The organism is Paenibacillus sp. J22R160 (assembly GCF_059692135.1).
The window spans coordinates 412,925-432,691 of sequence record NZ_JCAUAU010000003.1 but is presented as its reverse complement, the minus strand read 5'-3'; the positions used below and the strand labels follow the sequence as shown (position 1 = coordinate 432,691).

The 19,767-nt window shown below is 48.2% G+C and carries 18 protein-coding genes and 1 pseudogene; 17 read left to right on the top strand and 2 right to left on the bottom strand.

Annotation, left to right across the window (positions count from 1 at the left end; all coding sequences use genetic code 11):
- The 16 genes and pseudogenes from AC58UW_RS08985 (at position 1) to AC58UW_RS08910 (ending at position 16,658) form a co-directional block, all read left to right on the top strand.
- On the top strand, positions 1 to 1,470 hold the full coding sequence (locus AC58UW_RS08985; protein ID WP_497420343.1) for a sensor histidine kinase: 1,470 nt from the start codon (positions 1 to 3) through the stop codon (positions 1,468 to 1,470).
- Positions 1,471 to 1,516: 46 nt separating this feature from the next.
- The gene (locus AC58UW_RS08980; RefSeq protein WP_497420342.1) at positions 1,517 to 2,473 is read left to right on the top strand and encodes a 4-hydroxy-3-methylbut-2-enyl diphosphate reductase; all 957 of its coding nucleotides are present in this window, start codon (positions 1,517 to 1,519) and stop codon (positions 2,471 to 2,473) included.
- A 36-nt stretch (positions 2,474 to 2,509) separates the two neighbouring features.
- Complete coding sequence (locus tag AC58UW_RS08975) at positions 2,510 to 3,049, top strand: DUF2062 domain-containing protein (RefSeq protein WP_497420621.1); 540 nt, start codon at positions 2,510 to 2,512, stop codon at positions 3,047 to 3,049.
- Between the two features lie 130 nt (positions 3,050 to 3,179).
- On the top strand, positions 3,180 to 4,223 hold the full coding sequence (aroF, locus tag AC58UW_RS08970; RefSeq protein WP_145659934.1) for a 3-deoxy-7-phosphoheptulonate synthase: 1,044 nt from the start codon (positions 3,180 to 3,182) through the stop codon (positions 4,221 to 4,223).
- 236 nt (positions 4,224 to 4,459) lie between these two features.
- Positions 4,460 to 5,884 carry a type I glutamate--ammonia ligase gene (gene glnA, locus AC58UW_RS08965; protein ID WP_497420341.1) on the top strand — a complete coding sequence of 475 codons (1,425 nt, stop codon included), beginning with the start codon at positions 4,460 to 4,462 and terminating at the stop codon, positions 5,882 to 5,884.
- A gap of 211 nt (positions 5,885 to 6,095) precedes the next feature.
- Complete coding sequence (locus AC58UW_RS08960; protein WP_497420340.1) at positions 6,096 to 6,647, top strand: NADPH-dependent FMN reductase; 552 nt, start codon at positions 6,096 to 6,098, stop codon at positions 6,645 to 6,647.
- A 216-nt stretch (positions 6,648 to 6,863) separates the two neighbouring features.
- A complete protein-coding gene (gene bioA / locus AC58UW_RS08955; protein WP_497420339.1) occupies positions 6,864 to 8,213 on the top strand; it encodes an adenosylmethionine--8-amino-7-oxononanoate transaminase in 1,350 nt (449 codons plus the stop codon).
- An 8-nt stretch (positions 8,214 to 8,221) separates the two neighbouring features.
- Complete coding sequence (gene bioD, locus AC58UW_RS08950; protein WP_497420338.1) at positions 8,222 to 8,962, top strand: dethiobiotin synthase; 741 nt, start codon at positions 8,222 to 8,224, stop codon at positions 8,960 to 8,962.
- A gap of 17 nt (positions 8,963 to 8,979) precedes the next feature.
- Positions 8,980 to 9,978 (top strand): biotin synthase BioB, encoded by a 999-nt coding sequence (gene bioB, locus AC58UW_RS08945; protein ID WP_497420337.1) that lies wholly within the window; start codon positions 8,980 to 8,982, stop codon positions 9,976 to 9,978.
- A gap of 13 nt (positions 9,979 to 9,991) precedes the next feature.
- Positions 9,992 to 11,190, top strand: a pseudogene (bioF, locus tag AC58UW_RS08940) (8-amino-7-oxononanoate synthase).
- Positions 11,190 to 11,936 (top strand): alpha/beta fold hydrolase, encoded by a 747-nt coding sequence (locus AC58UW_RS08935; RefSeq protein ID WP_497420336.1) that lies wholly within the window; start codon positions 11,190 to 11,192, stop codon positions 11,934 to 11,936. Before bioF ends, AC58UW_RS08935 begins: the two are co-directional and overlap by 1 nt.
- Positions 11,914 to 12,783 carry a malonyl-ACP O-methyltransferase BioC gene (bioC, locus tag AC58UW_RS08930; protein ID WP_497420335.1) on the top strand — a complete coding sequence of 290 codons (870 nt, stop codon included), beginning with the start codon at positions 11,914 to 11,916 and terminating at the stop codon, positions 12,781 to 12,783. Before AC58UW_RS08935 ends, bioC begins: the two co-directional genes overlap by 23 nt.
- A gap of 81 nt (positions 12,784 to 12,864) precedes the next feature.
- Positions 12,865 to 14,181, top strand: a complete 1,317-nt coding sequence (locus AC58UW_RS08925; RefSeq protein ID WP_497420334.1) for a DUF1800 domain-containing protein — start codon at positions 12,865 to 12,867, stop codon at positions 14,179 to 14,181.
- A gap of 15 nt (positions 14,182 to 14,196) precedes the next feature.
- Positions 14,197 to 15,429, top strand: a complete 1,233-nt coding sequence (locus tag AC58UW_RS08920) for a DUF1501 domain-containing protein (protein WP_497420333.1) — start codon at positions 14,197 to 14,199, stop codon at positions 15,427 to 15,429.
- A 90-nt stretch (positions 15,430 to 15,519) separates the two neighbouring features.
- Positions 15,520 to 16,041: a mismatch-specific DNA-glycosylase gene (locus AC58UW_RS08915; protein WP_497420620.1), complete on the top strand. Its 522-nt coding sequence runs from the start codon at positions 15,520 to 15,522 to the stop codon at positions 16,039 to 16,041.
- Entirely contained in the window at positions 16,038 to 16,658 is a 621-nt protein-coding gene (locus AC58UW_RS08910; RefSeq protein WP_497420332.1) for an NUDIX hydrolase, read from the top strand. The genes AC58UW_RS08915 and AC58UW_RS08910 overlap by 4 nt, the downstream gene beginning before the upstream one ends.
- Positions 16,659 to 16,703: 45 nt before the next feature.
- Here AC58UW_RS08910 and AC58UW_RS08905 read toward each other — a convergent pair whose 3' ends face one another.
- Together AC58UW_RS08905 and thpR are read right to left on the bottom strand one after the other, a co-directional pair.
- Positions 16,704 to 17,564: a DUF421 domain-containing protein gene (locus AC58UW_RS08905; RefSeq protein WP_497420331.1), complete on the bottom strand. Its 861-nt coding sequence runs from the start codon at positions 17,562 to 17,564 to the stop codon at positions 16,704 to 16,706.
- Positions 17,565 to 17,683: 119 nt separating this feature from the next.
- Positions 17,684 to 18,289, bottom strand: coding sequence for an RNA 2',3'-cyclic phosphodiesterase (thpR, locus tag AC58UW_RS08900; RefSeq protein ID WP_497420330.1), 606 nt, complete (start codon positions 18,287 to 18,289; stop codon positions 17,684 to 17,686).
- A 150-nt stretch (positions 18,290 to 18,439) separates the two neighbouring features.
- On the opposite strand from thpR, the gene serC reads away from it, so the two are divergent.
- A complete protein-coding gene (serC, locus tag AC58UW_RS08895; RefSeq protein WP_497420329.1) occupies positions 18,440 to 19,528 on the top strand; it encodes a 3-phosphoserine/phosphohydroxythreonine transaminase in 1,089 nt (362 codons plus the stop codon).
- The last annotated feature ends 239 nt before the right edge of the window (positions 19,529 to 19,767 follow it).

Below are 19,767 nucleotides of genomic sequence, written 5' to 3'. Positions count from 1 at the left end.
ATGTCGCTTCGTTTGCGGCTGACGCTTTGGTATTCAGGTGTTTTGGCATTGACGATGCTGCTTTTCGGGATTGTGCTGTATGTTTTCTTGAATTACTTTTTGTATGATCAGATTCGTCAGGATTTGAAGCGTGAAGCAGGGAATACCTCCTTGCGTATTCAGAAAAGCATTGCCCTTTCACAAAAAGGGCTTGTCGTGGAATTAGAGCTGGAGAACAGAGATTTTTATTCAACGAATACGTTCCTGCAATTATATAATGTGAACCTCAAAAGCTTTAATCGCTCGGCTAACCTGCAATATTATAATGTAGCTCTGCCACTGGATGCTTCTAGCATCGATAAATTGAGAGGGGATGAGGATGGTTTTTTTCAAAAAACCAAAGTGCTGGAACAGGACTTCCTCATCTATTACCAGGGCATTTATGATCAAGCCAGCAATCTGATCGGAACTCTCCAAGCAGCTGTCCCTATTGGCAGCTATGAGAGAACAGCCGTTACTCTTAAGTATACGCTGATGGTCTGGGCATTGCTAACGATCATCGTTGCTGCTTCGCTGGGGTGGTTCTTATCCCGCAAGGCGCTTCAACCGATCGAACGCGTGATTGACGCTGCCAATCAAATCGGCAGCGGGGACGATTTGGAGAAACGAATCGAGTATCAAGGACCGCTTGATGAAATCGGCCGGCTCACCCAAACGATTAACGGCATGCTCTCACGGATCCAGGTTACTTATCTGGAGCTGGATGAAGCTTACCGCGCGCAGCGGAGATTCGTTTCGGATGCTTCACATGAGCTGCGAACACCGCTGACGACTATTCGTGGGAATGTGGATCTTCTGGAGAAGATGTGGAAGAAGACGTCTGGGACGGAACTCGCCACACCCGAGCAGATGCAGATGTCGCTGGAAGCTATGCAAGACATAGCCGGAGAAGCGCAGCGGATGAGCAGGCTTGTGAATGATCTTCTCGCGCTTGCTAGAGCGGATGCGGGGGTTGTCATGGAGAAGAATCCTGTCGAAATGCTGCCGCTCGTTCAGGAGGTTGTGAGAAGGGCTCAATTATTAGAGCATACCGCTGACTGGCAAGTGGGTGATCTGGAAGATCTAGAGCAGGCCATCGTACAAGGTAATCGTGATTATTTACAGCAGCTGTTGTTTATTTTCATTGAGAATGCGTTCAAATATACGCCAGTTGGAACTGTATCGCTTCATGTGTCGCGGACGCATAATTTTATCGGTATTCAAATTGCAGATACGGGGATCGGGATGGATAAAGAGGATATCCCTCATATTTTCGACAGATTCTATCGTGCTGACTTATCTAGAGGGCTAACCACAGGTACGGGGCTAGGTTTATCGATTGCCAAATGGATTATTGATGAGCATGGAGGATCCGTTGAAGTGACGACGCGCAAGGATGAGGGCAGTACTTTTATGATATGGTTGCCGGCTAACTTTCCTCTATCCGTGTAATCCGCTATAATAAAAGGAAAACAGATGATGTGGGTAGGTGGAAGGCATGGAAGTCGTTCGAATTTCTCCAAGAGGCTATTGTTATGGTGTCGTAGACGCGATGGCATTGGCTATGCAAACAGCAAAAAATTTAAATCTTCCAAGACCAATTTATATATTAGGCATGATTGTGCACAACGCGCATGTCACCGATTTCTTTAAAGAAGAAGGCGTCGTCACGTTAGATGGCGAGAACCGTCTTGAAATTTTGGAGCAAATTGAAAAAGGTACTGTCATTTTCACCGCGCACGGTGTTTCTCCTGAGGTTAGAAGACGCGCAAGGGACAAGGGTTTGACGGTTGTCGACGCAACGTGCCCAGATGTGACAAAAACACACGATTTGATTCGCGAAAAAGTAGCAGATAACTATGAAGTTATCTATATTGGTAAAAAGGGACATCCAGAACCGGAAGGCGCCGTTGGGGTTGCACCTGGCCTTGTGCACCTTATTGAGAAGCTGGAAGAAGCTGATCTTTTGAACATTAAGTCAGAGCGTATCATTATTACGAATCAAACAACGATGAGCCAGTGGGACATCAGACACATCATGAATCGCTTATTAGAGCTGTTCCCTAAGGCGGAAATTCATAACGAGATCTGCCTTGCGACACAGGTACGGCAAGAAGCAGTAGCTGAACAAGCCAAAGAATCCGATCTTGTTATCGTTGTTGGAGATCCCAAAAGCAATAACTCCAACCGCTTAGCGCAAGTTTCAGAGGAAATTGCTGGAGTTAGGGCGTATAGAATAGCTGATATCACTGAATTGAATCGTGAATGGTTAACCCATGTCCGCAAAGTTGGGGTGACTTCAGGGGCTTCCACGCCAACACCGATTACCAAAGAAGTCATATCTTACCTGGAAAGTTACGATCCGAAAGATGAAACCACTTGGGCAGTTACACGTACTATTAATATGAAGAAGCTCATTCCGGCTATGAAGTCCAAGGCAGCCAGCAGCGAGTAATTCGTATTTATTCCACAAGGCGGGATTGTGACCAGCATGCAGAGCACTCAGAAGGTGAAAATGATGAAAACTCGCTACGATTGGAAAAGCAGCAAACGCTGGTTTAGGTACAAATATTTACTTCTCTTACGTGCCAAAGGCGGCCCTTCTAAGGTAGCGCGCGGCTTTTCAATTGGTCTGGCTATAGAAATGTTTACCTTGCCTACAGCTGGATTCGCATTCGTTCTTATTTTTCCCTTGGTCTATTTGTTAAGAGCTAATCTGCCTGCGGCATTAATTGGGTTTGTATTCGGTAAAGTGATTTATATTCCGTTCTCAATTCTCAATAAACAGGTCGGAGATTGGTTGGTACCGAAGCATGTTAAGGTGTATCTGATTCATCATTTACCGCATATCTTATCCAATATCATCAGAAGCGGCTTGGACTTGATTGTTGGTGGAATGGTGGTTGGAACCATTCTAGGTATTATTGCTTACTTCCCTGTCGTGCTCTTTCTCAAACACCACACAAATCGTCGCAAAGAAAAACGCAGAATCCGCAAGGATCAGCTCGCACCTAGTAAACAAGAAGAATAGCAAATAAATTAACGCTTGACGAATCTTCGTCAAGCGTTGTATATTTACTTTATCGGTTAAAAGCGTAGAAGCGAACAAGCGTTGAAGTAATTAAGTGGAACAACCCATATAAACGAGGAGCGTGTAAATCATGATCGCCATTACTTCTAACAAAACGTCTGACGAGCGTATTCAAGAAATCGTCCAATTTATCGAGAAGCAAGGTGTGCAAGCTCACGTGTCCAAAGGCGAAGATCGCACAGTTATCGGTATTATCGGTCAAGCAGATCCTAAATTAGCAGAACAACTGCGCCAGATGTCAGGAGTCGAACAAGTCGTGAAAATTTCGAAATCATACAAATTAGCAAGCCGTGACTTCCATCCGGCAGATACCGTTATCAATATTAAAGGTGTGGAAATTGGCGGCGAGCAGCTAGTCGTTATGGGCGGACCTTGCGCCGTTGAAACACCGGAGCAAATCGATGAAATCGCCCGTTTGGTGAAAGCAGCAGGGGGGCAAGTGTTGCGCGGCGGCGCATTCAAGCCAAGAACAGGACCTTACAGCTTCCAAGGCGTAGGCGTTGAAGGTTTGATCATGATGGCTGAAGCGGGCAAGAAGCATGGGCTTCTAACGATTACAGAAGTTATGACTCCTGAGTACGTGGATGTATGCGCACAGTATGCAGATATCCTGCAAGTAGGCACACGCAATATGCAAAACTTTGACCTGCTGCGTAAGCTGGGCACGATTCAAACGCCAGTTCTGCTGAAACGCGGATTCAGCTCCACTTATGACGAATTCCTGAATGCAGCAGAATACATTCTTGCAGGTGGTAACCCGAATGTTATGCTCTGTGAGCGCGGAATCCGAACATTCGAAACTTACACACGTAACACATTGGATTTATCTGCTATTCCAGTACTTAAACAGCTTAGCCATCTTCCTGTCATTTCAGATCCAAGCCATGGTACAGGTCGCAGGGAACTTGTCGTTCCGATGACGAAAGCTTCCGTTGCTGCAGGCGCGGACGGGTTGATCATCGAAATGCATACAGATCCGGACAACTCCATGACTGGCGACGGTGTACAATCGTTGTTCCCAGACCAATTCGCGAACTTGCTTGTTGATTTAGAGAAGCTTGCGCCATTGCTTGGCAAAAAGTTCGATACGCAGAAAGAAGCTATTCTGGCATAATATTATGTTCAAGGAAAAGAGTTTCTTCTATTAGGAAGAAACTCTTTTCCTTTTTTTGTATATAAGAAAAGTCTGTGAAAGAGTGTGAGCATAGCTTACACATAAATAAAAAATACCTGACATAAGTATTGACTGTGAAAGCTTAATCGCTATATAATATGTGCAAGATAACAACAAAAAGTTGAACATTAATCATGTAAAGTACGTTGAATGTACGGAAATGGGAGGTTTTTTAAATGTCAGTTCAAAACGTGTTGAACCTTATCAAGGAAAAAAATATTGAGTGGGTAGATTTTCGTTTCGTAGGTCTTTCCGGTAAAGCACAGCATATCTCTTTGCCTGCAACGGAAGTAGATGAAGAAACATTTGTAAACGGCGTAGCTTTTGACGGTTCCTCCATCCCAGGATTCCGTGGTATTGAACAATCTGACATGGTAATGATGCCAGATACGGAAACTGCTTATGTAGATCCTTTCACAGCTCACCCAACATTGATCATTATGAGCAACATCCATACGCCTGAAGGCGACCGTTATGATCGTGATCCGCGCAGTATCGCACAAAAAGCTGAAGAATATCTTCAAACAACAGGTGTTGGTACGACAGCATTCTTCGCACCAGAATCCGAATTCTTCATCTTTGATGATGTTCGTTTCGAAAATGGCATGAACAAGTCTTACTTCGAAGTTGACTCCGAAGAAGCTGGTTGGAACACTGGCCGCAAAGAAGAAGGCGGTAACCTTGGTTACAAAGTTCCGGTTAAAGGCGGATACGTTCCAGTAGCTCCAATCGATTCTCAACAAGACATTCGTTCCGAAATGTGTAACAAGCTTGCTGACGCAGGTCTTCGCATCGAACGTCACCATCACGAAGTGGCAACAGCTGGTCAAGCTGAAATCAACTTCCGTTTTGACACTTTAACTAAAACAGCAGACAACCTGCTTAAATACAAGTACATCGTTGCTAACACTGCTAGAGAATATGGCAAAGTTGCTACTTTCATGCCTAAGCCGCTGTTTGGCGACAATGGTAGCGGTATGCACGTTCATATGTCTATCTTCAACGAAGGCAACCCACTGTTCTACGAAAAAGGCGCGTACGCTAACCTTAGTGAACTAGCTATCAACTACATTGGCGGTATCCTATACCACGCTCCAGCGTTGATTGCAATCACTAACCCAAGCACAAACTCCTTCAAACGTCTAGTTCCTGGTTACGAAGCACCGGTTAACCTTGTATTCTCCAAAGGAAACCGTTCCGCTGCAGTTCGTATTCCAATCGCAGCTGTGACACCAAAAGGTTGTCGTATCGAATTCCGTACACCAGACAGCACAGCTAACCCGTACCTTGCTTTCGCGGCAATGTTGATGGCTGGACTTGACGGTATCAAAAAGAAAATCGATCCACGTGCACTTGGATACGGTCCTTTCGATACAAACATCTATGAAATGTCGGATAGCGAGAAAGCTGAAATCCGCAGCGTTCCTGGTACATTAGACGAAGCTCTTGATGCTCTTGCAGCTGATTCCGAGTTCTTGACTGAAGGCGGCGTATTCACACAAGATTTCATCGATAACTACATCGAATTGAAACGTGGCGAAGCTAAACAAGTTGCAATCCGCATTCACCCGCACGAGTACAACCTGTACTTCGATTGCTAATTCCTTAGCCCTTATATAAGTATAAAGATAAGCTGCTTCTATCATGGTTTTCCATGGTGGGGGCAGCTTTTTTAAATAACAATAACAATAATAATACCTTTTTAATAATAATTATAATCTACTACTGGAAATTTCATGAAAACAAGGTATAATGAAAACATCAATCATTTCTTATACATTATTATTCCATCGCAGGGAAGGAAGATATTTGATGAGAGTCACCCTAATTGCAGGAAGTAACCACCAAGCAGCTACAAGTACAAGACTCACGGAGTATATCCAGCACTTATTAGAATCGCATGGGCACCAAACAACACTTATTGATCTGAACAAAACACCGGTACCCTTTTATTCACCGGATGATGCTCATGGAGGCCATGAAGCACTTGAAAATCTGAAGCGTGCGATGCACGAAGCGGATGGCATCGTGTTGGCGACGCCCGAATATCATAGCGGAATCTCTGGCGTACTGAAGAATGCTTTGGATCATCTCGGACAAGATCATTTTAATAATAAAGCCGTTCTTTCCGTGAGTTCATCAGGCGGCGCTGTAGCCGTTAGCTCACTAACGCAGCTGCAAACAATTGTTCGCAATCTTCATGGTATTAACTGCCCGGAGTGGATTTCAATTGGTGGCGATCAGCGGAAAAGTTTTCAAACGGGAGCAGCTTACAGCGATATTCATCCGGATGTCGATAAACGCGTTCGACGTGTCGTAAATTCTTTTCTCGAGTTGACAACAATATTGAACGTTCGACAATAGCTTGTTCGACAATAATGTATTCGAATAAACATTTTTTAATAAGAGTAATACAAGGCGTTCAGACGCTATGTATTGCTCTTTTTTTTATTGTTCACTTGTGGATAAATGAAAATGTATTTACAAGGATGTTTTGATCTGCTAAACTGACCACAATCTATTGTTAACCTAAATTACTAAGTTTAAGTTAACAATAAACTCTGTTTAGGAGGGATTGACGTGTCAAAGTCCTACGAACAGCTTGCGGCCCTGAACAAGTCGCACGTTTGGCATCCTTTTACACAAATGAAAGACTACAATAACGAGGATCCTCTCATCATTGAGCGTGGAGAAGGCGTTAGGCTTTACGATGTCCAAGGACGCGCTTATTACGATGGTTTTTCATCGGTTTGGCTGAATGTTCATGGACATAATGTACCGGAACTTAACCAAGCAATTTCGAACCAATTGGAGCTTGTTGCTCATTCAACTTTGCTGGGCGTGGCTAATATCCCCGCAATTGAGCTGGCTGAGCAGCTGGCGAACATCACACCGCATGGATTAAACAAAGTGTTTTATTCGGATTCTGGTGCAACCGGGGTGGAGATCGCGATTAAAATGGCTTTCCAGTACTGGCATAACAAGGGGGTGCGTAATAAAAAGTCTTTTATCACAATGGGTCAGGCGTATCACGGAGATACGATTGGCGCTGTGAGCGTTGGGGCGATTCCGCTTTATCACGAGGTATTTCGTCCAATGCTGTTCAAATCGCACGTCATCCCTTACCCCTATGCTTATCGAAATGAAGGGGGCGCAGAGGGAGCCAAAGAAGCAACCATAAACGCTTTGCGAGATCTGCTAGAAACTCGGGCAGATGAGATTGCGGCGCTTATTGTGGAGCCGATCGTCCAAGGAGCCAGTGGAATTGTCGTGATGCCGGAGGGCTGCCTGCGCGAGATGGCTGAACTTTGCTGTAAGCACGACGTGCTGCTCATTGCGGACGAGGTGGCGACCGGGTTCGGTCGGACGGGAGAGATGTTCGCTTGTGATCTGGAAAATGTAACACCAGATCTCATGGTGGTTGGAAAGGGACTCACAGGCGGCTATCTGCCTGTAGCGGCAACGCTGGCGACAGATGAAATCTATGGCGCCTTTTATGCGGACTATCACGAGCAGAAAACCTTTTTCCATGGACACTCTTATACGGGAAATCCACTCGGTTGTGCTGTTGCTTTGGCCAGCTTAAGGCTTTTTGAGGAGAATAGTCTATTGGAGGGAGTTCGTTCGAAGGCAATCTTTACCGCCAATAAACTAGCGGCGCTTAAAGATAGACCGCACGTCGGCGAAATCCGGCAACAAGGGCTGATGATCGGAATCGAGCTAGTACGTGATAAAGGTTCACGAGAACCGTACGAGTGGGGAGAGCGGATTGGCGTGCGGACGAGTCAGAGAGCCAGAGAGCTTGGCATGTTGACGCGGCCGCTAGGCAATGTGATTGTCTTCATTCCGCCATTAGCGAGCACAGAAGCCGAGCTCGGAGCGATGACGGAGATTTTGGCGGCATCCATTATTCAGGTCACGGAAGGATGATGCGGACCATGAATAAAGACAGCACGGAGCCAATCCGGGGTCTGTTCATTACAGGTACGGACACTGGAGTCGGCAAAACGATGGTCACAGCGGCGATAGCAGCAGCGCTTCGTGCCGATGGTTGTCCGGTAGGCGTGTGGAAGCCCGTACAGTCAGGCGCATGCCTGGGCGGTGGAGAAACAGATGCGGAAAGACTGCTGCAGCTAACGGGTATCAATGAGCGGCCAGACGCCATAGCGCCATACACGTTTGAAGCGCCGCTGGCTCCTATGCTTGCTGCCAGGCGTGAGGGCGTGACCTTAACGCCGCAAGATCTGATCGCCGCGGGCAAGCCGCTTATTGAACGATACGAGGCGCTGCTTATTGAAGGCGCAGGAGGTGTGGCCGTTCCGCTGAATGATGATGCCCTGACGGCAGATCTGATCGCAGAGCTCCGAATTCCTGCACTGATTGTTGCCCGTTCCGGTCTGGGTACGATTAACCATACGATATTGACCGCAGCTTTTCTCTGGCATTATGGAATCCCACTTGTAGGCGTCATCCTAAATGATGGTGAAGATCCAGAAACTCTACACGATCCGAGTGTTGCCACGAACGCGGAGCTAATCGAGCAGTATAGTGGTCTAACTGTTCTCGGTCGGTTACCTTTATTGCCTGCTGATGTCCATACAGATCTTTTAATACATACGGCTAGGAAATCTATACAACTCGCACCGATCAAACAAGCGCTAAAGTTAATGCCACAATGAACGCCAAGGAGGAGACAATGAACAACATTTCAACCCGTAAAGATTGGCCTTTGTTGGCCCAAAAAGCATTAAATGGGGAGTGTTTGACGGAAGAAGAAGGGCTGGCTGTGCTTGAAGCAGGCAATGATGAGGTTCTGCCGCTGCTGAATGCTGCTTTTCAGGTAAGAAGCCACTATTACGGCAAAAAAGTAAAATTGAACATGATTATAAATGCGAAAAGCGGGCTTTGCCCCGAGGACTGCGGCTATTGCTCGCAATCGATTGTTTCAACGGCACCGGTAAGCAAGTATACTTTGCTGGATAAAGATACGCTGCTTGCTGGCGCACGTGAAGCTATGGCGCGTAAAGCCGGCACGTACTGCATCGTAGCAGCAGGCAAAGGTCCGACAGACAAGGAATTAGCGCAAGTCGTAGATGCCGTGAAAGAAATCCGTGAAACGATGCCGCTAAAAATATGCGCTTGTCTAGGCATTTTGAAGGATGAGCAAGCGCAGCGGCTTGCAGAAGCCGGCGTACATCGATACAACCATAATCTCAATACGAGCAAAGCGAATTACCCGTCGATAACGACGACCCATACGTACGACCAACGTGTTGAAACAGTGGAGAAAGTAAAAACATACGGCATGTCCCCCTGCTCCGGTGTCATTATCGGAATGGGTGAAACCAATCAAGAAATTGTGGAAATGGCTTATGCGCTGCGTGAACTGGATAGTGACTCGATTCCGATTAATTTCCTCAATGCCATTCCTGGAACGCCTTTGGAGCATGCAGGCCGCACGCCGGCGATGAAGGCTTTGAAAGTGCTCGCCTTGTTCCGTTTCATCTGTCCGACCAAAGAAATACGAGTCGCAGGTGGTCGTGAGGTGAATCTCCGTACGCTGCAGCCCATGTCGCTGTATGCGGCGAACTCCCTTTTTGTCGGTGATTACTTAACAACGGCAGGCCAATCGATTGGTGTGGATCACCAAATGATTGAAGATTTAGGCTTTGAGATTGAACTTAACGCTTTGTAAGGTGGTGCGGACAATGAACGCGAAATCATCTTTGAAATGGATGGAACAGGAGCTTCTCTTTCTGGAAGAAACCTCCTTGAAACGATCCCTCCGGGCGAGTTCAGCGGTTCCAGGCGCTCCTGGGCTCATGCTTCGCAGGACAGGAGCGCACAATCTGCTCAATTTGTCTGCTAACGATTATCTTGGACTGTCCCAGCATCCTGCCATAATTGAAGTGATGCGGGAGGTGCTGCTCAAGGAAGGTGTTGGCGCCGGGGCATCCCGCCTTGTGACTGGCAATCGGCTGGCTTATACGGAGCTGGAAGAAGCCATCGCCGAATGGCAGAGCTGCGAAGCCGCCCTTGTATTTGCCAATGGATATATGGCAAATACAGGCGTTATTCGCGCAGTAGTCGGCCGGGACGATGTGGTGTTTAGCGATCAACTGAATCATGCCAGCATTGTTGATGGTATTCTGATGAGCCGGGCGGAGTTAGCGCGATATCGGCATAACGATATGGAGCACCTTGGAGCGTTATTGCATAAGTACCGCGACAGGAAACGAAAACTGATCGTTACGGATGCTGTCTTCTCCATGGACGGAGATCAGGCCCCCTTGCAAGATCTCATCCTACTCAAGCATGAGTATGGAGCGATGCTGATGGTGGACGAGGCGCACAGCGGAGGCATTTATGGGAAACGTGGCGAGGATTATGCCATGTACTCGGGGTTCAAGGCGAGGTGGACATTCATATGGGAACGTTCAGCAAAGCCTTCGGCGCCTACGGAGCTTATGTGTGCGGCAGCCGCACGCTCATTGACTTCCTCGTGAATAAGGCGCGTACGCTTATCTATTCAACAGCAATGCCCCCTGTGCTGCTCGCAGGTATTGCTCAAGCATTGGTGCTGGTACAGCAGGAGCACTGGCGGCGTGAAAGGCTGCACACAAACGTTCGCACCTTCCGATCTTTGCTGCAAAAGTCCGGCTTCCTGCTCGGAATAGGCGATTCTCCTATCGTGCCGATCATCATCGGCGATAATGAGACTGCCTTGCGCTTCAGCGCTATGCTGGAAGAAAAAGGAATCGCAGCCGTTGCAATGAGGCCGCCGACGGTTCCAGAGGGGACAGCTCGCATTCGCTTCTCACTATCCGCAGCCCATACAGATAAAGAATTGCGAAATGCAGCAGCGTGCATTCGTGAAGCGGGGCTGCAGCTTGGAGTATTGGGATGATGGCACCAGTAAAGAGAGCGACGATCGTATGGTTGCCTGGGTGGAGTATGCCGCCTGAGGTGTTTGATCAGCTTTGTAAGGCGCTGCCTGATTATCATCACGTGCCTATCAACTATTGCGAGGCAAAAACGCCTGAAGACATGCTGACGATCACCGAAGCCGTGGTAGCAAGATGGCAATCTTCGGCAGTCCGCAGACCTCTTATTATCGGTGGATGGTCGCTTGGCGGATTGCTGGCGCTTCGATTAGCAGCTCAAGGTCAGGTGGATGGTCTCATCTTATTTGCGGCAACAGCTTGTTTTATCCGCTCGAAGGACGAGGCCCATCTAGGTCAGCCGGACGCTTCTATCAGGCAGATGATGAAAGCTGCGGCACAAGATGCGCTTGCGGTTGAGTCTGATTTTCGCCAGATTCTGTGGACAGAAATAGAGCGGGAGATGGGAATAGACGACAAACTCCCTCCAATAGGCAGCTGGACAGTACCCGCTTTGCTGGCAGGACTTCAGATTTTGCGGAAGGTGGAGGTTCGCGCTGTACTCTCGGAGATTGTATGGCCAGTGTTGCTGTTCCATGGCAGGGAGGACCGGATATGCCCTTACAAAGGGGCGGAAGAGCTTGCGGCTGGACTGTCTCATGCCCAATTACATCCCCTACCTGACTGCGGCCATGTACCGTTTCTAGGAAGGGAAGAGGAGATCGCAGAGAAAATGAGGCAGTGGTGGGATGAACAACAGTATGGAAATTGAGCGTCAATTTAATCGGAGTTCGGCAGGTTCCTATGATCAAAACGCTAATGTGCAGAGGATGATGGCGGAGCAGCTTGCAGCAGCGCTCAAGGGGCTGGAGGGCGAACGAGAGAGTACGCCAGCAAGCGATATTCTTGAGATTGGCTGCGGCACAGGAATTGTGACGAGCGGATTAGTAGAGAAGTATCCTGGAGCGGTGATTACCGCCCTGGACATTGCACCTGGCATGCTGCGGGCGGCTGAGCAGCGTGTAGGGTGCAGCCAACAAGCTGATAGGGACATACACTTCATCCTTGGCGATGTGGAAAAGTGGTCGGCTGCTGCACCGCCGGACTCGTTCGATTTGATCGTCTCCGGCGCCTGCTTTCAGTGGTTACAACAGCCGAAACAGACACTTCAGCAACTTCGGCGTCTTCTTCGTCCAGGAGGCATGTTGGTGTTCACGACATTCGGGCCGGAAACATTTTATGAGCTGCATGAGGCATTCATGGAGGTGTATCGACATGGCGGACAGCAGCCGCAGCGACATGGGCTGACTTTTCAATCCAGTACTGAGTGGAGAGAAATGCTTGTAGACAGTGGCTTCTCGCACATCCAAGAAGATCACTTGTTTCAGGTGGAAACGTACCCGAGTCCAAGGGATTTTTTGCATGCTGTTAAAGCAATGGGAGCCAGCACATCAGAAGCAGCGGATGTGCCGGGCATCAGCGCACGACGTTTGTTCACCGGCATGTACAAAGTATATGAGTCGAAGTTCAGCGTATTAGGAGGCGTTTCAGCTACCTATGAGCTATTGATGATACAAGCGAGGATTCCTAATAAAGATAGAGATTCAGACAAGTTCTGAAATCTCTATCTTTTTTGTTTTCTACATACTTTTGACACATTTATGTGCTAAAGTATGGAAAATTAGGCGTGGAGGGAAATCATGGGAGTAACTTGGACGAACACGGAAGTAATTCATTTATTGCTTCGTGCCGGATTCGGAGGGGCAGAGGACGAAGTTAATGCTTGTGTGGCGCTGGGGCGCGAGGAGACGGTGCGACGGCTTATCGCTGGTGAAGCATTGACCCAAGCGGCAGCGCTGACACCTTTTGACCAACTAAACGCAGATGGCAAGAAAGCTTTGGATCCATTACAGCTTGGCGATCAGCAAATGTACTGGTTATACCGGATGGCGAGTTCCAGCGCACCGTTGATTGAGAAAATGACGTTGTTTTGGCATGGACATTTTGCAACCGCAAACTACAAGGTTAAGGATGTCACGCTGATGGTTCAGCAAAATGAACTGTTCCGGAAGTATGCTTTAGGCAACTATAAGGAGCTCGTGCTCGCTATAGGCAAAGATCCGGCTATGATGATTTGGCTGGACGTGAACCGCAATAAGAAAAACAAACCGAATGAGAACTACGCGCGTGAAGTGATGGAGCTTTTTACACTTGGTATTGGTCATTATACCGAAACGGATGTCAAGGAAGCGGCGAGAGCTTTCACGGGCTGGACATATAGTGAGAAGGAAAATAAAGTGGCCTTTAATCCCAAACAGCATGACAATGATCCGAAAACGCTGCTCGGTGAGAAGGGGAATCTGGACGGCGATGCTGCCATTGATATTATTTTTCATCAAAAGTCGTTATCAACGTTTCTGGCTTTGAAATTGCTCAAATATTTTGCCGCAGATAATCCTTCTGACCGCTGGATACAGCAGGTGGCGAAGCACATTGTAGAGAAGGCGACAATTGGAGAAGTGCTTCATGAGCTTTTCATGTCGGATGATTTCTATAATCCCAATTTGCGGTTATCCCTCATTAAAACACCGGCTGACTATGTAGCTGGCATTCTCAAAACGCTACAGGTGCATGTTGCCAAAGGGCATGCGCAAGCGATGAGAAAGATGGGCCAGGAACTCTTTTCCCCGCCTGATGTTGCGGGCTGGAGAGGCGGTGCATCATGGCTGAATACCAATTTGCTGCTCGCGAGGTATCAATTCGCCGAGTCTATTGCTATGCAATTGAACAACAAGAAGCTGATGCCGGCTGATACGACGCCGAAGCAGGCGGAGCTGCCAGAGGAATGGGTAAAGCTGTGGAGTCAGCGTCTCGGGATCATACAGTTGTCTGATAAGACGTTGAAGGGTTTAAGCGCTTATGTGGAGGAAACTATCTTACATACAAAGCAGAAAAATGCCGGTTTACGGGGCTTGTTGCAACTAGTTTTAATCAGTCCGGAAGCGCAAATGAAATAGCGGGGGGTGAAGGCATTGAAATTAACAAGAAGGGAATTTCTGCTAAAAGGTACGGCAATGTTTGCTGCTTTAAGCCTTGGCGGCATTTTGTTTACGGAAACCGGCAAATCGATATTCGCTGGAGGAGTCAATGACGATTTCGAAGAGCCGGTGCTGGTTGTTGTGCAGCTTAGCGGAGGCAACGATGGCATAAATACGCTTATTCCTTATGGGCAAGGCGTATATTATGATTCAAGGCCGACACTAGCCTATCAGCAAAAGGACGTGCTTGCCCTTGATAATCAAGTGGGCTTGCATCCCAGTCTTGCCGGGCTCGCAGCTCTTTTCAAGAATGGGAATATGGCGGTCATTCAAGGTGTAGGTTATCCGGAGCCGGATCATTCCCATTTCCGGTCGATGGAAATTTGGCAGACTGCTGAGCCGGAGAAAATTAGCCGGAGCGGCTGGTTAGCCCGCTATGTAGAGTCTTCGCTGCGCGATAACACGAACCCGCTCAAAGCGGTTCAGGTTGGTGCAGCGGGCAGCAAAGCTTTCGCCTCGGAAAAGATGAGCTTTCCTGTCATTCAATCGCTGGAATCGTACCATGTAATAGATCCGAAAACGGCGATGATGGACAAAAATCGGATAACCAAGGCTTTTTTGGACATGTATAGTGATCAGAACCAGATGGAACAGCTGCGAGTCGTTTCGGGACGCGGATATGAGGCTTACAAAAGCGTTGAAGCTATACAATCGTTAACAGCTGCTTATGCTAATAAGGTTGAGTACCCAAAAACGAGCTTTGCCAGTGATCTTCAACTTGTTGCCAAGCTATTGGCCGGGAAGTCGGGGACGCGAGTGTTCAATGTCCAAATCGGCGGTTTCGATGATCATGCCGACGAGAAGGAGCAGCATGCGAGGGTTTTGACACAGGTCGATCAGGGGCTGACGGCTTTTTATAAAGATTTGGAAGCGCAGGGTCTGCAGGACCGGGTTGCGATTATGATGTTTTCTGAATTTGGGCGTCGTGTGAGGGAAAATGGGAGCGGTGGCACGGATCATGGCACGGCAGCACCGATGTTTGTGATTGGCGGGAAAGTGAAGGGCGGTCTCTATGGCGCTTACCCGAGTCTGAGCAATTTGGATAACGGGGATTTGAAATATGAGGTGGATTTCCGCTCTGTGTACAGCACTCTGGTGGATAGTTGGTTAAAAGGCGATACCTCGGCTGTTCTTGGGAAGCCTTATGAATCGTTGAAGTTTATATAGTAATAGTGGTAACCTAGTTGAAAGGGTAAAAATTATTGCAAATTAATACAAGTTGGTAGACGCATGGAAGGTGGGCTGATGTCTGTGGGAATAAAACCGATCTCGGATCATTTGAAGGAGCATTTATTCATCCTTTTCGTGGGATATAATCCTAGTATTCGGTCGGGTGAAACCGGCCATCACTATGCGAATCCGAACAATCGGTTTTACCGCATATTATTTCAAGCGGGATTAACGGCTCGGCTTTATAAGCCTCAAGAAGATCAAGATCTGCTTGAGCTCGGCTATGGATTCACGAATATCGTGGCGAGGCCCTCGTTGACGGCTGCTGAAATAACACCTGAGGAATTTCGGGAAGGCCGCGTAATTCTCAGGGAGAAGATTCAGAACATTCGGCCAAAGGTTGTATGCTTTGTAGGCAAAGGGGTTTACGAACAATATAGCGGCCGTAGAGGCATGGCATGGGGCAGCCAGCCAGAGCCCATCGTATCAGGTGTGGTGGAGTACGTATGTCCCTCCTCCAGCGGGCTCGTTCGGATGAAGTTGGAGGAGATGGTCGCTATTTATAGCGGAATTAAGACTTTTATCGGGATGGAGTTGGATAATGGATGAATATTCCTTGGCTGCATTGGGCTAAAGAAATTCAAGCGATTAGTCAAGCTGGACTTACTTACGGCGAGAACGGCTACGATCTGGAACGCTACGAGGCGCTGCGCAAGATCAGCGTGGAGATGATGAGCCACTTCACGGACACCCCGATTGACAAAGTGACGGAATTATTCGCCAGCGACACGGGGTATCAGACGCCGAAGGTCGATATTCGCGCGGTTGTTCTGCAGGAGAACAAGGTGCTGCTTGTGAAGGAAAGAACCGACGGCGCATGGGCTTTGCCAGGCGGCTGGGCGGATATCGGTTTCACACCGAGCGAGGTCGCTGTCAAAGAGACACGCGAAGAAGCGGGTTACGAGGTCAAGCCTATGCGTTTGTTGGCGGTTCTGGATAAGAAGTGCCATGCACACCCGCCTGCGCCCAACTACGTATACAAGATATTTATCTTGTGCGAGTTGGTCGGCGGAGAGGCGTTAGAGGTCAGTTTGGAAACGACCGAAGTCGGCTTTTTTGGCGAAAATGAGCTGCCGCCTCTGTCCATAGAGCGCAATACGGTAGAGCAGGTAAAAAGGATGTTTGAGCTTGCTAACGGCCCAGCCTCGCAGGTGCTGCTGGATTAAAAAATGCTCCCCAATCGTTTCATCACGGCGGGGAGCAATTTGATTTTATCGCGTTAATAGGGGCTTAAGTTGACCGAGAATGTCATCCATTTGCTTGGAGCATTGCTCGTACATCGCTTTTGCTTGTTTATTGTTGGTTGTCAGTCCATACAGCATGAGGTCTGCTTCGCACTGTTTTAAGGTCGCGAAGAGGGTGGCTTTTTCCTGCGGTACAGGAACATTGATCTTATCGTCGAATAAATCTACATACAGTTGGCCGTACGAATCGACTTCCCCGAGAAATACATTTTCAATGGTTATTCCTATTTTGTCTAGCTCCGTTTTGAGCCATCCTCGGCTGAAACCGAGAGTAGCCAGTGCTTCGTCTAGGATTTCGCCATCCATGATAACCGCTTGAGGCTCCTTCTCAGGTGCCACTTTGATGCCCAAATGTTTGGGGGTTAAGGGCTGATTTTCGCGTTTTAAAAGGACATTGATCTCCCCGTTCGGCTCCATGATTGCAAATTCGACATCTGCTACCATAAAAGCAGACCTCTTCCGCAGCTGCTCCATGAGCTCGTCCGTGGTCAATCGCTCCTTTTTCAAGTTATCTTCCAGCACTTTGCCGTCTCTGATGAGAACAGTCCCCTTGCTGTCGATAAAATCGCGCATTTTTTTGCTTTTAAGCTGCAAATATTCAATTCCTAAGGAACAAGCGATCCAAACAGCCAAAGATACCAAGCCAAGGTACCAATTCGCCTCTAAATCAAGCGAGATATATGCCGCAAGGCTGCCGATGGTAATACCGGTTATGTATTCGAAAAAAGAAAGCTGTGAGACTTGTCTTTTCCCTAACATCTTGGTCATCAGGAAAAGAACGATAACGGCTAACAATGTTCTTAATACGATTTCAAGCCAATCCAGCACGTTAGAACCTCCCTATTCTGAATAGCTACTACGCAAAGAGAAAATGATTAAAGCCAATTGTACTCCAGTGTTTGTAGAACACCAGAAAATTATGCGAAAACAAGAATTTTATGTAAGGTTTAGAGAGGAGCCAAAGTAAAAACGCCCAGGGGCTCATACGAGGGCTGCCGGCCCAAGTGGCTGCGGTAGAGGACGATGTCCTCTACCCGCCACGCGGGCAGCGAAGGCGCGCCTGCCAGGGCGGCGCGCGAGAATGGCTCCGCCGCTAGCCGGTAGCGGCGGGCTAGCGTGAGATGCGGCCGGTAGGCCCGAGCCTCGGCCGGAAAGCCATGGCGGGCGCAGGCGTCCGCGACCTCGCGCTGCAGCGCAGCCAGCGCGTCCAGGTCGCCGGCGACGCCCGCCCACAGCACCGACGGCGCTGCCGGAGGTCCGAACACGCCGAGCCCCTCGGCGTGCAAGCTCAGCGGCAGCGCAGCTGCTGCAAGCTGGCGAATGTCGTTCGCCAGCGCGTCTGCTGTCTCGGCGGACGCGTCGCCGAGGAAGCTTAAAGTGACGTGAATGTCCTGCGGATGCGTCCACTTCTGGAAGGGCAGTCGCTGTTTGAGGAAGGCAGTCATGAGAGCTAGCTCCCGGTGCGACTCCTGTGGGAGCCTGATGCCGACAAAAAGCCGGTACGTGTCAGACGGTGTTGAAAGCGCTCTTGTCGAATGAGCAGAAGGATGCATGCGTGCGTGGACTCCTTTTTGACTTTTTTTGACCCGTGTTCTGGTTCCAGTTTCCTACTTCAACTAGCATTGCCAACTAAGGTTTTACTTGATGCAAGAGGAGAATATTGCTATCATAGCCATAATACAAAAGCAAAGGTGTGGTCATTCATGGGAAATCGGGCCTATAACTTTAACGCAGGGCCTGCGGCATTACCGCTCGAAGTATTGCAGAAAGCGCAAGAGGAACTTGTCGAATTCAAGGGTATCGGCATGTCAATCATGGAAATTTCGCATCGCAGCGCGGAGTACGAGCAAGTACATACCGAAACACAACAATTATTGAAGCAAATTTTTGCTATTCCGGATGGGTATCAAGTGCAGTTCCTGCAAGGCGGAGCGAGTTCTCAATTCGCTATGATTCCTCTGAATTTCTTGAAGCCGGGCAAAGTGGGCAGCTATGTGCTGACAGGCGCTTGGGCAGAGAAAGCTGTACAGGAAGCAAGCCTTTTTGGAGAAGTAGCTATTGCAGCTAGCTCCAAGGAAAACAAATTCATGAAAATTCCGGATCTCAGTGAAATCAACATCCATCCTGATTCCGCTTACCTCCACTTGACATCCAATGAAACGATCGAAGGCGCTCAGTTCCAAAGCTACCCGGATACAGGCAATGTGCCGCTTATTGGGGATATGTCCAGCGATATCTTGAGCCGTCCAGTTGACGTATCGAAATTCGGCATGATTTATGCCGGTGCCCAAAAAAATCTAGGTCCATCCGGCGTGACTGTTGTCATCGTCAAAGAAGATCTTCTGCAGGACCTGCCGAAAACAATCCCGACCATGCTGCGTTATGAAATTCACGGCAAGAACAATTCCCTGTACAATACGCCGCCGGTGTACTCCATTTATATGGTGAACCTCGTGCTCAAATGGATTCAGGAACAAGGCGGGCTAACGGTTATCGAGAAAAACAATCTGGAGAAATCAGGCTTGATCTACAGCGCAATTGATCAAAGCGGCGGTTTCTATCGGGGACCTGTCGATAAAGGCAGTCGTTCAGCAATGAACATCACTTTCCGTTTGCAGGATGAAGAGCTGGAGAAGAAATTCATCAAGGAAACCGAGCAGAACGGGTTTGTCGGGTTGAAAGGCCATCGCAGTGTAGGCGGCTTGAGAGCATCTACCTACAATGCGGTACCTTATGATTCCTGCAAAGCGCTCGCAGATTTCATGATTGATTTCCAGAAACGCAACGGTTAGTAACGGACGAAGTTATACATGAGCTATTCATGGCACCCTCGTGTGCGCGTGAATGGCTTTTTTTTGTCTCGGGATAGAATGGTCAGTTCATCGTTTACAATGTCTTAAGATGGCCTCTGAGACGTTTTGAGAGGTTTTTTTTGAGAGGGGGGAGGAACTAGATCTAGTAGGATAAAAGAGGAGATTCGGGGCTTTGCTCCTTTCGACATTTGTGAAAATTTCAAGTCTAAAATGAAAAT

What these genes read in the sequence shown, in the direction of transcription:
- AC58UW_RS08985 (WP_497420343.1), top strand. Translation starts at nt 1, where the DNA reads ATGTCGCTTCGTTTGCGGCTGACGCTTTGGTATTCAGGTGTTTTGGCA.
- AC58UW_RS08980 (WP_497420342.1), top strand. Translation starts at nt 1,517, where the DNA reads ATGGAAGTCGTTCGAATTTCTCCAAGAGGCTATTGTTATGGTGTCGTA.
- AC58UW_RS08975 (WP_497420621.1), top strand. Translation starts at nt 2,510, where the DNA reads ATGCAGAGCACTCAGAAGGTGAAAATGATGAAAACTCGCTACGATTGG.
- aroF (WP_145659934.1), top strand. Translation starts at nt 3,180, where the DNA reads ATGATCGCCATTACTTCTAACAAAACGTCTGACGAGCGTATTCAAGAA.
- glnA (WP_497420341.1), top strand. Translation starts at nt 4,460, where the DNA reads ATGTCAGTTCAAAACGTGTTGAACCTTATCAAGGAAAAAAATATTGAG.
- AC58UW_RS08960 (WP_497420340.1), top strand. Translation starts at nt 6,096, where the DNA reads ATGAGAGTCACCCTAATTGCAGGAAGTAACCACCAAGCAGCTACAAGT.
- bioD (WP_497420338.1), top strand. Translation starts at nt 8,222, where the DNA reads ATGAATAAAGACAGCACGGAGCCAATCCGGGGTCTGTTCATTACAGGT.
- bioB (WP_497420337.1), top strand. Translation starts at nt 8,980, where the DNA reads ATGAACAACATTTCAACCCGTAAAGATTGGCCTTTGTTGGCCCAAAAA.
- AC58UW_RS08935 (WP_497420336.1), top strand. Translation starts at nt 11,190, where the DNA reads ATGGCACCAGTAAAGAGAGCGACGATCGTATGGTTGCCTGGGTGGAGT.
- bioC (WP_497420335.1), top strand. Translation starts at nt 11,914, where the DNA reads ATGAACAACAGTATGGAAATTGAGCGTCAATTTAATCGGAGTTCGGCA.
- AC58UW_RS08925 (WP_497420334.1), top strand. Translation starts at nt 12,865, where the DNA reads ATGGGAGTAACTTGGACGAACACGGAAGTAATTCATTTATTGCTTCGT.
- AC58UW_RS08910 (WP_497420332.1), top strand. Translation starts at nt 16,038, where the DNA reads ATGAATATTCCTTGGCTGCATTGGGCTAAAGAAATTCAAGCGATTAGT.
- thpR (WP_497420330.1), bottom strand. Translation starts at nt 18,289, where the DNA reads ATGCATCCTTCTGCTCATTCGACAAGAGCGCTTTCAACACCGTCTGAC.
- serC (WP_497420329.1), top strand. Translation starts at nt 18,440, where the DNA reads ATGGGAAATCGGGCCTATAACTTTAACGCAGGGCCTGCGGCATTACCG.